This window comes from Olivibacter sitiensis DSM 17696, assembly GCF_000427965.1.
GTDB classification, from domain to species: Bacteria; Bacteroidota; Bacteroidia; order Sphingobacteriales; family Sphingobacteriaceae; genus Olivibacter; species Olivibacter sitiensis.
In genome coordinates this window covers 80,099-94,784 of sequence record NZ_ATZA01000007.1, presented here as the reverse complement: position 1 = coordinate 94,784, position 14,686 = coordinate 80,099, and the positions used below count along the sequence as shown (strand labels likewise).

The window sequence follows — 14,686 nt, the reverse complement described above, 5'->3', positions numbered from 1 at the left end:
TGGTCAGGAGTAGTGTTAATTACTGTTTCAAATTGTTAAAAATGGTTAAGTAAACAGAAAACCATTTAACCTGTGTTAATTTTGTCCTTGTGAAAAAGCCAGATGGAAGACTATGAACTTTGCGTTTAGATATTGGATACCTTCCAAATTCAGACCCTTGCTGATACTGATGTGTTTGGCTGGTCTGGGCTCTGTGCTGTTCCAGTGCTTTTGGTTATATACCAATTATGCCAATACAGAGGACAGGTTGAGGGGTATGGTGGACAGAATTTTTTTCGAGACTTTTAGAAAGCAATTTTTTGGAGAATTTGGTCCCATGGATAGGGAAGGAGCTATGCCTATGTTTCGAAGAAATGGGCTTAGGGACGATAGGCGCAACGCTCGGCCGCCAAGATCTTTGATGCCAAGGATTGATAGGGAGAGGATGCCTCGAAGACCTATGTCGCCGATGGGAGAGCAAATGACTATGCAACATTTCCATAAAGAGGTTTTTGAGAACGACCTGCACGTGGCTCTTGAGGTAGAGGGTCTGGGCCAGCTAGATCGTAAATTGGACACTATTAAATCCAATCTATCAACTGACTTCTTCCTATTACCTACAGCAGCCTCGGGTTACAGTTATCATACTAACCCCATGTTGATTGATATGGATGAGCATGTGTTTCTGCAGCTCAGCTTTAATGCCCCATTGCCTTGGATGTTGGGACAATTGTTTTGGCCTTTTTGCGCGTCTATTTTATTAATGGTCATAACGGTAGGTTGTTTAATCTATATGTTGTATGTGATCATCAAGCAGAAGCGATTGTCGGACATTAAGAATGATTTTGTCAATAATATGACCCACGAGCTGCGCACCCCCGTAGCTACGGTAATGGCAGCACTGGATACTCTGGAAAAGCCGCAAAATTTGCGTGACAATAAGAAAGTAGCGCGCTATCTGGGGTTAGGACAAAAAGCGGTCGCACACTTGACCGAGCTTATAGACCAAGTGCTCGAAATCGCCTACTGGCAATCCAACGGCGTTGAGCTACACAGGGACGATGTAGACATGGCTGTTCTTATCAAGGAGATAGTGGAGGAGAAGCGAGCCATGTATGGCGATAGGTTGACTATTCAGTACTGGCAAGAGAGGGATGTACCTGTTTTATCGATGGATATCTTGCATATGCACAATGTGATGAACAATATCCTGGACAATGCCATTAAATATGCCGACGGCAGCCCCGAAGTCATCATTGAGATCCGCGCTATGGAAACTTATTTGGAAATAAAGATTAAGGATAATGGAATTGGTATTCATAAAAGAGACTTAAACCTGATATTTCAACCCTTTTACCGGGTGTCTACGGGCAATAGGCATCAGGTCAAGGGTTTTGGTATAGGGCTCTATTATGTGAAGCAAGTTATAGAGGCTCATGGTGGTACGGTTTCCGTAGAGAGCACATTGGGCAAAGGGGCTACTTTTATACTGAAATTACCAATACATTAGTGAAGGAAATAGATTATTTGAATATGAATTCTATATTGTTTGCCGAAGATGAGGAAGACTTGGCGCTCATTGTGAAGGACAACCTGGAGGAAGCCGGTTTTGATGTATTGCACGTTAGTGACGGAGATCAGGTATTGGATGCTTTTAGGAGAATGCAACCAGCCTTGGTCATCCTAGACGTAATGATGCCTGGAATGGATGGATTTACGGCCGCCAGTTTGATCAGAAAGGAGAATTTTTCTGTTCCCATACTCTTTCTGACGGCGAGAACAAGTACCGATGATGTGGTCAATGCCTTTCATATCGGTGCCAACGATTATTTGAGAAAACCTTTTAGCATGCAAGAGCTTGTAGTTCGTGTTACTGCCTTGGCGAAAAGGGCCAACGAACGTACTTCTAAAGCGCCCTCAAGCAAGATTAACATAGGTAGCTATGAACTAGATCCCGTGCGGCAGCAATTGATAGGACATGGGCAAACATTTAATCTATCCTATCGGGAAGCTGTTCTCTTGGAAATGCTCAGCAAACATAAAAACGAGCTATTGCCCAGGGAAAATATCATCAATACGGTATGGCCGAATGATCGTTTCTTTAACGGAAGGAGTTTGGACGTCTATATCAGCAGACTGCGGCAGTACATGAAAGAGGATGAACGTATAGCTATCCTAAATATCCGAGCTAAAGGGTACAAATTGATGATAGATGAGATGTGAGATATGTAATTTCACTTTCATTTATCGAGACTGATGGCTACAAAAGTTGGATTAACTGCTCAAATGACTAAATTCGCTGTCTTTCATTTTCGAACGCGTTATGCTGAGCAGAATATTATTTATCATCCCCGTTTGGATATTGCTTGATTTTTATTTTTTCCAAGCTGTCCGAAACGCTATAAGCACTTTACCTCCTTCTACAAGATACTTTATCCATTGGTCGTATTGGCTGTTGGATCTTTGTTTAGTACTCTTTATCCTGTATCTGGTATTGGTCAATACGAAAGCTATACCGTCAAAGTATGGCTACGTGCTTGTCGGTTTGGTATTGCTGTCCATAGTCCCCAAGCTTGTGGCTTTGCCCTTTTTGCTGTTGGAGGATATTTATCGCTTGGGACATTTTGTGATCCATTATGGTAAGGAATCCAGTGGACAAGGACGTCGTAGGTTTATCAGCCAGCTTATTATCGGCATTAGTGCTATCCCTTTTTCGGCCATTATATACGGCATGTTGAAAGGAAAATACGATTATAAAGTGCATCGTCATACCTTACGTTTTAAGGATCTGCCCGATGCCTTTGACGGATTCACCATCACACAGTTGTCCGATATCCACTGCGGCAGCTTCACCGATAGGGATGCCGTGAAAAGGGGAATAGATATGGCCAATGCCCAAAAGAGTGATCTGATAGTGTTAACTGGTGACTTGGTCAATAATGAATCCATCGAGCTGGACGAATGGCAGCCACTCCTCGCCAGACTAAATGCCCCTATGGGCGTCTATTCCATACTGGGCAACCACGACTATGGCGATTATGTGCAATGGCCGTCCGTCATGGCAAAGGAAACTAATCTGCGGCGATTGAAGAAAATGCAAAGCGAGATGGGCTTTCGCCTATTGTTGGATGAGCAGGTGAAACTGGAAAGGAACGGCCAATTCATCAATCTAGTGGGCATCCAAAATTGGGGAGCCAGGGGATTTGCACAATATGGCGATCTGAACAAAGCAATGACGAAGGTGGAACCGAACACATTTACGGTGTTGCTTTCGCACGATCCATCTCATTGGGAGGCACAAGCATTGAAACATCCCAAGCATATTCACCTAGCACTTGCAGGACACACCCATGGAATGCAATTTGGTGTGGAAATCCCGGGATTTCGATGGAGTCCTGTACAGTATATCTACAAACAATGGGCAGGGATATACCGCAAAGGAAACCAACTCCTCAACGTGAACCGAGGTTTTGGTTTCATCGGTTTTTCCGGTAGAGTAGGCATCTGGCCCGAAATATCGGTCATTACCTTGCGCAAGGGATAACCTTTACAGCTTGCTGGTCAATTCTTCCGACAATGGGTTGACCTTGGAAGGAAAGCGAGCTATCAGGTGTCCTTGTTCATCTATCAGAAATTTCTCAAAGTTCCATTTTACTTCCCCAGTCAAGTTTGCATTAGCTTCGTTGGTGAGGTATTTGAACAGAGGGCTGATATCGTCTCCTTTCACGCTACTCTTTTCGGCCATCAAAAAGGTGACCCCATAGTTTTGTTCGCAGAACGACTTGATGTCTTCATTGCTCCCTGGTTCTTGTTGCCCAAAGTTGTTGGCCGGGAAACCGATCACGACTAATTTATCCTTGTATTTTTGTGAAAGGGTTTCCAAGTCCTTGTATTGTGGAGTAAAGCCGCATTTGGATGCGGTGTTTACTATCAAGATTTTCTTGCCTTTGAACTGCTCAAAAGGAACCTTCACACCTTCCAGGCTCTGAAAGGAGAAATCGTATACACTTGGTGCATTAGTCATAGTGATTAATCCGATTAATAAAACAAATGCTTTCATAATTTATTTTCCATTTAAAACTTACTACTTATAACAGACAAATATCAAGCTGTTTCTCTTTCAATAACGAAATTGTATAGTTCTTCTATTGGTTCTTTGATGATCTTACCTATATTCACGGAATACTGTCGACACACCTGAGCTAGTTCCCGTTGAAAATGATAGGCTATTCCTCCCACAAAATGGCATACATGCTGCTGATAGTCGGGATAGAGCAATATATGTGTTTTGATAAAGAGCTCAAAACCTTGATGCAACAGGCCTTGGATATAGGGGTGCTGTTGGTTTGCGTGCATGAAAGGCGCAAATGACGCCAGGTAGGCATTAGGACTACCTTTGTGGTAAACATGCTTCATCACGAGCTCTTTGGTGACTTGGTAGCTCTTGCTGAATTGCTTTGCAAGCTCTTCGGGCATGACACCATATAAGAAAGAAGTAATCAGTTTTTTGCCAAACCAAACACCAGACCCTTGATCTCCAAGTATAAAGCCAAGCCCTTGTTTGGTGGGTAATACCTGTTCACCATCAAAGAAAGTAATGTTGGAGCCTGTACCGAGTACAGCGGTATAGCCAGGTTCATTTCCACAGGTAGCATAGGCAGAACCAATAAGATCGTTCTCTACAGAGATAAATGCATGTTGGAATACCTGTGATAATGCATTGGACATCATTTCCCTTCTGTCAGGATTTGTACAACCAGAACCAAAAAAATAGATTTCCCGTATTTCAGATGCATGTTTCGTAATGCTATCTAAGCCTTGAATGATTCGGACAATTTCTTTTTCCTTCGTAAAGAAAGGGTTTAATCCCTTGCTCTTCTCTCTAATGGGGCTGCTGTCTGGCGATTCCAACATCCAGTCAGACTTATACGAACCACTATCTACAACTAATATCATCGGTGGAGATACGCTTTAGATTATAACAAACAAACTTAATGAAAACCTACCTTATCTGCAAACAAATGCCCTTAATCTTTCGTCCTTAGGGTTTTGTTGCCTATTGAAACCAAGCGACGAAATCTGTCGGAAAACATGATGGGCAGAGAAAAAAGGGCTGCTTTTTTTGAAATATATAGAATACGCGTGGTTCTTAGTCAAAGGTCAATGCCCCTGCTATTTGTTTCAAAGCTATTTCTGATACTTTTGCGTCGAACTGGGCGTTGCTGTAGCGTACGCTTGCATCTACGTAGTTGCGCTGTGCCTCCCGGAATTCCAGTGGGGTGATACTTCCCAATCTGTATTTTTCCAGTGTGATGTCCATGTTCTGCTTGGCTATTTGCTGGTTCTTCTCTTCCAGGCCTACGAGATCCAGATTGACCAAATAGGTCTGGTAGGCAGCAGAAAGCTGGGATTTGATGCTGGCATTCGTTTTCTCTATATTTATTAAGCTGGAAGTGATTTCGATTTCGGCATTTTGCTCATTGCGGCGTTGAAGAAAACCATTGAATATGTTTAGTGAAGCAGTAACGCCATAGCTGAGTCCATTGCCTACGCTTCGGGTAGCAAAGCCAAGCGGTGAGGTGGCCCTTGTGCGTGTATAGGCGGAGCTGAGCGCTATTTGAGGAAGCCGTTGGCCTTTCACCTGTTTCAGGTCAAGTTCTGCTATCCTTCTGCTTACCAGTGCTGCTTGCAGATCGGGATTGTGTTTTTTTGCAAGGTTAAAGAGATCGTCGTATATCAGATTAGTTTTTATTTTGATGGTATCTGCCACCTCAAAATCTTGCTGCACCTCACGTCCTATTAGCTCGTTGATGCGGTATTTGATGTTTTTATAAGCAGTTGATTGACGCATGAGATTTGTCGTATCCGTATTGAGATCCACGCTAGCGGCCAGTACCTCGAGTTTGGAGGCCCGCCCAATCTGATACCTGTTTTGCGCCATTTCCAATCGGTATTTGGATAAATCAAGAGCCATTTGCAAGGCTTTCAGCTGCTTCTTTTGTTGCACCATTGTGAAATACTGGCTGATAATTTCAAATACGGTATCCAATATCTGTTGTTTGAGTGTCGCTTCGCCCAGTTTCTGTAACTCCTTAAGTTGTTCGTAGCGAGCAAACATCTGGAATCCGTCAAAGATAGTCCAGTCGAGAGAAGCTCCATATAGCAGGTTGGTGTTGTTGGCACCACTCAGTGACCGCGTTTCGCCGCTGAGGAGCGTTTGTGTAGTGTTTTGTCTGGTTGCCGAGCGATTGAAGTTGCCGCTGACACTGGGCAGCATGCCTGCATTGGCTATATTGGCGTTGTTCTTGGCTATGGATACATCATTGGACACCAATTGGATGTCGTAATTCTGTTTAAGAGCAATACTAATGGCCTCATCGAGGTATAAGGTGTCCGATTGCGCATAGCTGCTAATGGTAGGGGCAAAGATAACTAGGAATAATATAATGCTAAATTTCATGTAATACCGATTGCTTTATATGCTTGTCAGCGCTTCTTCTTTTTCAATCTTGATGGCCTCTTCCAAATCCTTGTTGACAACATGTTTTCTTGACCACATCATATATATAGCAGGGATGACGAACAAAGTGAGAATGAGGGAAAATATGGTTCCACCCACGATAACTACACCCATACCTATACGGCTGGTAGCTGCCGCCCCCAGCGCAAGGGCGATGGGGAGCGCTCCCAGCGCAATGGCCAAACTTGTCATCAATATGGGCCTTAACCGTGCTTCCGAAGCTTCCAAAATGGCAACGGCCTTGCTTTTTCCCTCTGCCTTCAGTTGGTTGGCAAATTCCACGATCAGGATGCCGTTTTTTGTTACCAGACCGATCAGCATGATGGTTCCTATCTGGCTGAACACATTCCAGGTCTCTCCCGTGATCCATAGGGAGAGCATGGCACCGGCTACCGCCATGGGTACAGTAAGAATGATCATGAACGGATCCAGAAAACTTTCAAACTGTGCCGCTAGGATAAGGTATACCAGCAACAAGGCCAAGCCAAAAGCAAAGAGTGTATTGGAACCGCTTTCGCGGAAATCGCGCGATTCGCCACCTAGGTCGATGGAAAAGCTGTCGTCCAGTACTTTCTCGCTTATGCGGTCCATGGCTTCTATGCCATCGCCCATGCTCATGCCTGGCGCTAAGCCGGCGGATACCGTGGCAGACATGAATCGATTGTTGTGATATAGCTGTGGTGGACTGCTTCTTTCGCTTACGCTCACCACATTGTCTAGCTGGATAAGTTGATTGCGGTTGTTGCGTACGAATATGGAGGTCAGGTCTAGCGGCGAGCTTCTATCGGCATCGTCAAACTGACCTATGACCTGGTATTGCTTGCCATTCATGATAAAATAGGCAAAACGCTGGCCACTGAGCGAAAGCTGCAGGGTTTGCGCCACGTCGAGTACGCTCACGCCCATGCTTTGCGCCTTATCCCTGTCAATGCTGATGTTCAGCTCGGGCCTGTTGAACTTGAGGTTGATATCCACGGCGGAAAATGTAGGGTCATTGTTGGCCTCTTCCATGAAAGCGGGGATCTTTTCCTGTAATTTCTCGAAATTGGGAGCTTGAATGACGTACTGAATGGGTAGCCCTCCACGTCTATTGACGGCAATGGTGGGCTGTTGGGTGACAAAGGCGCGTGCTTCGTTATACTTCTTTGTCTCGCGGGTAAGGAAATCGGCAATCTCGCTTTGCGATCTGACGCGCTCTTCAGGGGGTACCAGCGCGATGCGCATACGACCACTATTGGTGGCACCTGTACCGCCAAAGCCTGGAGAAGTGACGACCAGATTGATTTTCTTCTCGGGAATAGAATCGTTCACCATGTCTGCCAGCTCCATCATAAAGCGATCCATATAATCGAACGAGCTGCCTTCTGGTGCCGTCACGTTCACGTTGATAAGGCTGCGGTCTTCATAAGGCGCGGTTTCTTTTTTGAGGTTTACCCAAAAATAGCCGATTAGGAAAAAGCAGCCAAGGAGGATGGGAAAACTCAGCCAACTGTATTTAAGAAAGCCAGCGAGCATGCGCCCATAGCCTGTGGTCATTTTCTCGAAATAAGGCTCCGTGATTTCATAGAATCGCGAATGCTTGATGCCATTTTTTGGCATCAGATAGGCATTGAGCATAGGTGTGAGCGTGAGGGCCACAAAAGCCGATATCAGCACGGCGGAGGCGATGACCACGCCAAATTCGCGGAATAGCCGTCCCACAAATCCTTCCAGGAACATAACCGGAAGAAATACCGCCGCCAGGGTGATGGATATGGAAATCACTGCAAAGAATATTTCGTTCGAACCTTTGATGGCAGCCTGTATGGGTGACATCCCTTCTTCCACTTTCTTGTAGATGTTCTCCGTTACCACGATGCCATCATCCACTACCAAGCCGGTGGCTAGTACGATGGCCAGCAAGGTGAGCACGTTGATGGAAAACCCACAAAGGTACATGATAAAGAAAGTAGCTATCAGCGACACGGGAATATCAATCAAAGGCCTGAAAGCGATACCCCAATTTCTGAAAAACAGGTAAATAATGATAATAACCAATATCAGGGAAATGAGGATAGTTTCAGCTACTTCGGTAACCGATTTTTTGATAAACAAGGTATTGTCGATCGAAACTTGCAACTGGAGGTCTTCGGGAACCTCGTTTTTTATTTGTTCCAGGCGTTCGTAAAAGGCGTTGGCTATTTCTATGTAATTGGTGCCCGGTTGTGGAATGATAGCCAGGGCGACCATAGGGGTTCTTGATTCGCGAAGATTGGTCTCCAGGTTTTCGGGGCCAAGTGCGGCCTTTCCCACATCGCCGAATCGGATGATGCGATCACCCTGGGTTTTGATGATCATATTATTGAAATCATCTTCCGTCAGCAAGTTGCCCACGGTTTTTACTGTCAGTTCGGTATTGTCTCCGGTAATCTTGCCCGATGGTAGTTCCACGTTCTGCGTGTTGAGGGCATTTCGCACATCCAAAGGCGTCAGCCCATAGGCTGCAAGTCGCATCGGTTCAATCCACAGGCGCATGGCATAGCGCTTTTGCCCCATTATCTGCACAGTGCTCACTCCAGGTAAGGTCTGCAGGCGCTGGGCAATGACATTTTCGGCGATATCATTGAGATCTAGCGCAGGTCGTGTGTCACTTCTCACAGTCAGCGTGATGATGGGTTCAGAGTCTGCATCAGCCTTGGAGACCACTGGAGCGGAGTCGATATCCTGTGGGAGATTGCGTTGTGCCTGGGAAACCTTGTCTCTCACATCATTGGTGGCTTCCTCTAGGTCCTTGCCTAGCACAAACTCAATGTTGATGACGCTGGTGCCCTGATTGCTGGATGAAGATATGTTTCTGATCCCGTCTATCTGGTTGATGGATTTCTCCAAAGGCTCGGTAATCTGTGATTCTATGATATCTGGGCTGGCTCCCGCATAGCTGGTGCGCACGGAAACGATAGGTGGGTCTATGGACGGGAACTCCCTTATACCCAAGAAAGTATAACCTACAATCCCGAACAGTATCAACATGAGGTTGAGGACTATCGTCAGTACGGGACGTTTTATGCTAAGCGTGGATAAACTCATAACACTTAATTGCTAGTTAGTTTTACTTGAATTGGACTGCCATCTTTTAGCGACATGATGCCCGAAGTAAGCACCGTGTCGCCTACGCCCACCCCAGTTGTTACCAATACGTCTGTGCTCGTTCTGCCCGCCGTTTGTACTTCCAAAGATTTGGCCTTTCCATTTTTTGCCACAAATACCTGCTGCCCATTTTGTATGGGGATAATAGCTTCCGTAGGTACCAAAATGGCATTTTCTACCATGTTGATGGGCAATTGTACGCGGGCAAAAGCTCCGGGCATCAAGGCTCCATTCGGGTTTTGGGCAATGGCCCTAATCTGTACTGTACGTGTCTCTGCATCTATACCCGGTTCAATCGCATATATCTTGGCGTCAAATTTCTGCTGCGAGCTGCTCGTAGTGAAGCTCAATGGATGGCCTATCTTGACCTGCGACGAGTATTTTTCCGGCACGGAAAAAAGTATCTTCACTGGGTTGGTATTCATCAGGGTGGCCACCACTGTAGTGGGCGTAAGATACTCGCCTTTGGAAACCGATCGCAAGCCAATCTTGCCACTGAACGGCGCGGTAATTTTTGTCTTAGCGATTTGCGCCTTGATGAGCTGCGTCTGGGCCTTGGCAGACTCCAGGTCGGCAAGGGCCACGTCTTTTTCCTGACTGCTGATGGCTTCCTTTTCAAACAACAGGGTAGCACGTTGCGAGTTGTCTTCGGCCAGTTTTTCTTCGGTGCGTCGCTGTATCAGCTGTGCCTGCAATTCGGTATCATCAATGGTGAACAGCACCTGGCCTTCTTGTACGTAGGTGCCCTCTTGGAAGTACAGTTGCCTGATGATGCCGGAAACCTCACTGCGTAGCTGCACCTGTTCATTGGCCTCTATGCTACCGGATACGGTCAGTTCATTGGAAAACCTGCTGGATTTGGCCACGACACCACTCACCTGCAGCGAGCTGGCGCTCCTATTCTCCGTAGGAGCATCTTTTTTTTCATTGATAGAAGAACTAAAACGATAAGCCAAGAAAGCAATGACAATGATGCCTATGCCAAGATATATGTATTTTTTTTTCATGAACTGTTTAATAGTATCTATCCAATGTCAGAAAAGGCCGATTTTTTATTTAGATTTTTATAAAATCGAATAACCGATGTTACACAAAAATACGGCTTTTCTATCGGAAGCATAAAGATAAATATAAAATTAGAAGAACAATGCAACAATATTGATGCACTCTTTTTTTTATGGAATATGCTAGTTTGATGTGATGTTTTCGTGCCATTGTTATATTTTTGCTGAAAAACGACTTGAATATGCTTAAATGTGTTTTTCAATTTTTGACTTTCTTTTTAGTAACCTCTATTACCGCAATGGCACAGCTTCATAACGCCTCACCAGTTTATTTTGAGTTGTCTTTTTCCGAGCCGCAGGCACATTACATAGATGTGAGAATGACCATTCCAGGCGTGAAGAAGGAATCGGTAGAACTTACTATGCCCGTATGGGCGCCCGGATCTTACCTTATACGAGAGTTCTCCAAAAATGTGGAGGCCTTCGAAGCCTTTGGAAGTGCCGGTCAATCCCTCAAAACGACCAAGACGGCCAAGAACAAGTGGCAGGTAATTGCCGGTGGGGAAGAAAACATCACTGTCACCTATCGGGTCTATGCTTTTGAAGTGTCCGTGCGGACTAGTTTTGTAGATGCCTCACACGCATTCATCTCCCCCACAGGCGTCTTCATGTTCGTAGATGACATGATTGATAGACCTAGCGAGGTTAAAGTCATCCCTTTTGCTGGCTGGAAGAAAGTCTCCACCGGGCTAGAACTGGTTTCGGGAAAAACTGATGCCTATTATGCCGAAAATTTTGATATTCTCTTCGATTCACCCATAGAAATTGGCAATCAGGATGTGTTTACGTTCGATGCTGCGGGCGTGCACCACGAGGTAGCCATGGTAGGTGGAGGCAATTACGACAAAATGCGATTGCAGAAGGATATGGCTAAAATCGTTGAAGGAGCCACCCAAATATTCGACGAAAACCCCAATAAGCGCTATGTGTTCATTGTGCACCATTATGCCAATGGGGGCGGTGGTCTCGAACATCTCAACTCTACCGTATTGGGAGCATCGCGCTTTGCCTACGAAACGGAAAATGGCTACAAGGGTTTTCTTGGCTTGGTAGCTCATGAATATTTCCACCTATGGAATATTAAGCGCCTACGACCCGCTGCCTTGGGACCATTTGACTACAGTGCCGAAAATTATACAACCAATTTGTGGATAGGAGAGGGCTTTACCGCCTATTACGACAACCTATTGGTACATAGGGCTGGTTTTAGCAGTCAGGAACAGTACTTTCAGGATATATTGGGTGATATACAGGCGGTGGAAAACAGGGCTGGTAATCACGTACAGCCATTGGGCGAAGCAAGTTTTGATGCGTGGATCAAGTATTATCGACAGGACGAAAATTCAGTCAATACGGGCGTTTCCTACTACAATAAAGGGGCGCTTATGGCCTTGCTTATCGACCTGAAATTGTTGCATGAGAACAATGGCGCCATTGGCTTGGACGAGGTGATGCATGCCGCTTACCGCGAGTTTTATAAAAGAGAAGGTCGCGGTTATAATGACGAGGAATTCAAGACATTGGCCGAAAAAGTAGGCGGTATATCTTTGGATGATATTTACGACTTAGTCAATACGGCGAGTAGTCCAGACTATAATAGCTACTTAGCTTATGCAGGACTGGAATTGATAGATCTCAACGAAGGAAAAGTCACTGCAGACTTGGGGATTAGGACAAAGATAGTCGATGGGGAAATAATTGTATCTTCCGTGAGTCGCGCCAGTACCGCTTGGGATGGAGGCATCAATGTGAACGATGAACTGATAGCGATAAACGGCTATCGGTTGGATGTGGCCGGCCGAGAATTGGCACGTGTCACGGCAGCGGCCAGCGTGGGAGATGAGTGGAAAGTGCTATTAAGCCGTGATGGCATCGTTCAAGAACTCAACATAAAGATGAAGCCAAGTACAGCCAAGGCATTCCAATTGGTAGAAAAAGATCAGCTTAATCCCAAACAACTTCTGGTACGCAATAGGTGGTTGAGACAATTTTAAATACGGAGCAAGCCAAAGCCAGCACCTTGCAATAGCATGGCCCAATTTGCAGTGCCAAGAACCATGGGGTGCGAGTAAAAATGAACTTGAGCCGCTATAGAATTAAGGGCACTCAAGCCATATGGATATAATCCGAATTGGTGATTTTAATCCCGCTCACCCAAGTTTACCTTAATATCTTTTGGGTGTAAGGTTTTTGAGATATTTGTTCAACTAGTAGTGATGAAAATGAAAAAAATATTCTTTTTAGCCCTTTTCGCTAATCTGTTTTTGAATTACTTTTTTACAGTAGGTCAAAATAAAAATACCGTTCAAGCCAATAATCCCATCGGGCTCGGAATTGCCGAGCATCGCGATTTTGTATTGAGTACTGGCGACCTCGTTGTATGTGGCGATGATCAGGTGTTTGTCCTTAACGGGGATGCAGCAAAGAAGGGCGAAGTAAAATATAAATGGAAATGGCGCGCAAGTGAGGCCAAAGAGGAGCTCCCGGCAAGCTATCAAGGGCTACTGGCTACCCTGGACGAATGTAAACCCGTAGATCATCATACGAAACTATTAATTACGTCATCTGGTGGTGCTACGATATTGCTAGATATAGCATCTAAGAAAGTTCTCTTTTATGCCAAAACACCTATGGCTCATTCAGCAGACCTGCTGCCCAATAATCGGATAGGAGTTGCCAATTCAACGCATGTATCTGGCAATAGCTTGGAAATTTACGATATTGGGAAAAACGAACAAGTGATCTATAAAGACAGCTTGTACTCGGGACATGGAATTGTTTGGGATGATGCTAGCAAACAGTTGCTGGCACTTGGTTTTGACGAGTTGCGAATTTATGAATTGGCAAATTGGTCTTCTTCAGAACCGAAGTTGCATCTTGTTAAATCCTACAAATTGCCAGACGAAGGAGGACATGATCTGAGTAAAGTTGATAAGGAGCATTTTCTTGTGTCTACGCACCATGGTGTGTGGGTCTTTGATACCGAGAAGGAACTTTTTGAGCCTTTTGTGCCGCTGGCAACGCATGTCAATGTGAAATCAGCAAATTACGATCGAAACAGCGATAATCTGGTGTTTACGATTGCAGAAGAAAGTTGGTGGACATTTAATATTTATGGTGAAAATCCAAAGATTAAATTGCATATCCCGTCTGTTAAACTGTATAAAGTGAGAACGGTATCCAATTAATGTTGAACGTTGGTATTGCAAGCGGAGCAAAGTAGGCACCACGACGTTAACAAAAATCTGAGAACCAAATTTAAAGAGACTCTGCCGAAAGATAGAGTCTCTTTAAATAAATAAAAAATGTAAATGTGGTTTTCTAACTATGGCATTAGGCAACAGTATTTACTTTTCGCTTATGCTGGGCTGTGAGGCATGCCCTTCCAACCCGCTCACTCCTCCAGACACTACCAGTTTCATGGCATCCGTAGCGTTCATGTTCAGTTTTGTGACTTTACTGGCCTTCACCACGCATACCTGGCCAGCAAAGGAATATGAATAGGGGAAATAGACAATCACTTCATCAGGCAGATCGATCTTGTGCAGATCGCTTTGGGTGAGAAAACCGATCTTCTTCAGTCCCGTTTCATTGATTTCCACCAGAACAGGATCGTTGAATTTTTTTTCATCGCCCACAAATGCCTCGGTAAAATCCTTGATGGAAGAATATAGTGTGTTGAATAGGGGAATCTTGTTCATCTGCTTTTGGAACCACTCCAAGATAGGCTCGGTGACAAAATTGGTGAACACCCAGCCAGCCGATATGAGTATGACCAGCATGGCGATAATACCTAGGCCTGGTATGTACAACGGCCTGCCCATTTCATCGCGAATGAGCCAACTTAGATTGAGTACCGAGTCAATAGTAGCTACAATCCAAAATATCAGGAATAAGGCGCCAGCGATAGGAACAAGCACCAGCACACCTTTTATGAGATAGTAAAAAAGGACTTTAATCGCTCTGTTTTTTGTCCACATATGGCGTTAAGTAAAAA

At 44.9% G+C, this 14,686-nt stretch carries 11 protein-coding genes; 5 read left to right on the top strand and 6 right to left on the bottom strand.

Annotated elements, in window-relative coordinates; translation table 11 throughout:
• The first annotated feature begins 112 nt into the window (after nucleotides 1–112).
• The 3 genes from A37S_RS26120 (at nucleotide 113) to A37S_RS0105725 (ending at nucleotide 3,523) form a co-directional block, all read left to right on the top strand.
• Entirely contained in the window at nucleotides 113–1,489 is a 1,377-nt protein-coding gene (locus A37S_RS26120) for a sensor histidine kinase (protein WP_051292756.1), read from the top strand.
• A 23-nt stretch (nucleotides 1,490–1,512) separates the two neighbouring features.
• Nucleotides 1,513–2,202: a response regulator transcription factor gene (locus A37S_RS0105730; RefSeq protein WP_028296155.1), complete on the top strand. Its 690-nt coding sequence runs from the start codon at nucleotides 1,513–1,515 to the stop codon at nucleotides 2,200–2,202.
• Nucleotides 2,203–2,302: 100 nt separating this feature from the next.
• A complete protein-coding gene (locus A37S_RS0105725; protein WP_028296154.1) occupies nucleotides 2,303–3,523 on the top strand; it encodes a metallophosphoesterase in 1,221 nt (406 codons plus the stop codon).
• Nucleotides 3,524–3,526: 3 nt separating this feature from the next.
• On the opposite strand, the gene A37S_RS0105720 is transcribed toward A37S_RS0105725, so the two are convergent.
• The 5 genes from A37S_RS0105720 to A37S_RS0105700 form a co-directional block, all read right to left on the bottom strand.
• A complete protein-coding gene (locus A37S_RS0105720; RefSeq protein WP_245586322.1) occupies nucleotides 3,527–4,003 on the bottom strand; it encodes a glutathione peroxidase in 477 nt (158 codons plus the stop codon).
• An 80-nt stretch (nucleotides 4,004–4,083) separates the two neighbouring features.
• A complete protein-coding gene (locus A37S_RS0105715) occupies nucleotides 4,084–4,935 on the bottom strand; it encodes an N-acetylglucosamine kinase (protein WP_028296152.1) in 852 nt (283 codons plus the stop codon).
• Nucleotides 4,936–5,128: 193 nt separating this feature from the next.
• Entirely contained in the window at nucleotides 5,129–6,439 is a 1,311-nt protein-coding gene (locus A37S_RS0105710) for a TolC family protein (protein ID WP_028296151.1), read from the bottom strand.
• A gap of 15 nt (nucleotides 6,440–6,454) precedes the next feature.
• Nucleotides 6,455–9,565 (bottom strand): efflux RND transporter permease subunit, encoded by a 3,111-nt coding sequence (locus A37S_RS0105705; RefSeq protein ID WP_028296150.1) that lies wholly within the window; start codon nucleotides 9,563–9,565, stop codon nucleotides 6,455–6,457.
• 5 nt (nucleotides 9,566–9,570) lie between these two features.
• The gene (locus tag A37S_RS0105700; protein ID WP_028296149.1) at nucleotides 9,571–10,632 is read right to left on the bottom strand and encodes an efflux RND transporter periplasmic adaptor subunit; all 1,062 of its coding nucleotides are present in this window, start codon (nucleotides 10,630–10,632) and stop codon (nucleotides 9,571–9,573) included.
• Nucleotides 10,633–10,928: 296 nt separating this feature from the next.
• Here A37S_RS0105700 and A37S_RS0105695 point away from each other — a divergent pair, with 296 nt between their 5' ends.
• Complete coding sequence (locus A37S_RS0105695; RefSeq protein ID WP_245586321.1) at nucleotides 10,929–12,683, top strand: M61 family metallopeptidase; 1,755 nt, start codon at nucleotides 10,929–10,931, stop codon at nucleotides 12,681–12,683.
• 228 nt (nucleotides 12,684–12,911) lie between these two features.
• The gene (locus tag A37S_RS0105690) at nucleotides 12,912–13,877 is read left to right on the top strand and encodes a DUF6528 family protein (protein WP_169719444.1); all 966 of its coding nucleotides are present in this window, start codon (nucleotides 12,912–12,914) and stop codon (nucleotides 13,875–13,877) included.
• A gap of 159 nt (nucleotides 13,878–14,036) precedes the next feature.
• Here A37S_RS0105690 and A37S_RS23715 read toward each other — a convergent pair whose 3' ends face one another.
• On the bottom strand, nucleotides 14,037–14,669 hold the full coding sequence (locus A37S_RS23715) for a DUF502 domain-containing protein (protein ID WP_051292755.1): 633 nt from the start codon (nucleotides 14,667–14,669) through the stop codon (nucleotides 14,037–14,039).
• Nucleotides 14,670–14,686: the final 17 nt, after the last annotated feature.

Excerpts from the sequence above, each read along its gene's own strand:
- A37S_RS26120 (WP_051292756.1), top strand. The coding sequence starts at position 113 with ATGAACTTTGCGTTTAGATATTGGATACCTTCCAAATTCAGACCCTTG.
- A37S_RS0105730 (WP_028296155.1), top strand. The coding sequence starts at position 1,513 with ATGAATTCTATATTGTTTGCCGAAGATGAGGAAGACTTGGCGCTCATT.
- A37S_RS0105725 (WP_028296154.1), top strand. The coding sequence starts at position 2,303 with ATGCTGAGCAGAATATTATTTATCATCCCCGTTTGGATATTGCTTGAT.
- A37S_RS0105720 (WP_245586322.1), bottom strand. The coding sequence starts at position 4,003 with ATGACTAATGCACCAAGTGTATACGATTTCTCCTTTCAGAGCCTGGAA.
- A37S_RS0105715 (WP_028296152.1), bottom strand. The coding sequence starts at position 4,935 with ATGATATTAGTTGTAGATAGTGGTTCGTATAAGTCTGACTGGATGTTG.
- A37S_RS0105710 (WP_028296151.1), bottom strand. The coding sequence starts at position 6,439 with ATGAAATTTAGCATTATATTATTCCTAGTTATCTTTGCCCCTACCATT.
- A37S_RS0105705 (WP_028296150.1), bottom strand. The coding sequence starts at position 9,565 with ATGAGTTTATCCACGCTTAGCATAAAACGTCCCGTACTGACGATAGTC.
- A37S_RS0105700 (WP_028296149.1), bottom strand. The coding sequence starts at position 10,632 with ATGAAAAAAAAATACATATATCTTGGCATAGGCATCATTGTCATTGCT.
- A37S_RS0105695 (WP_245586321.1), top strand. The coding sequence starts at position 10,929 with ATGGCACAGCTTCATAACGCCTCACCAGTTTATTTTGAGTTGTCTTTT.
- A37S_RS0105690 (WP_169719444.1), top strand. The coding sequence starts at position 12,912 with ATGAAAAAAATATTCTTTTTAGCCCTTTTCGCTAATCTGTTTTTGAAT.
- A37S_RS23715 (WP_051292755.1), bottom strand. The coding sequence starts at position 14,669 with ATGTGGACAAAAAACAGAGCGATTAAAGTCCTTTTTTACTATCTCATA.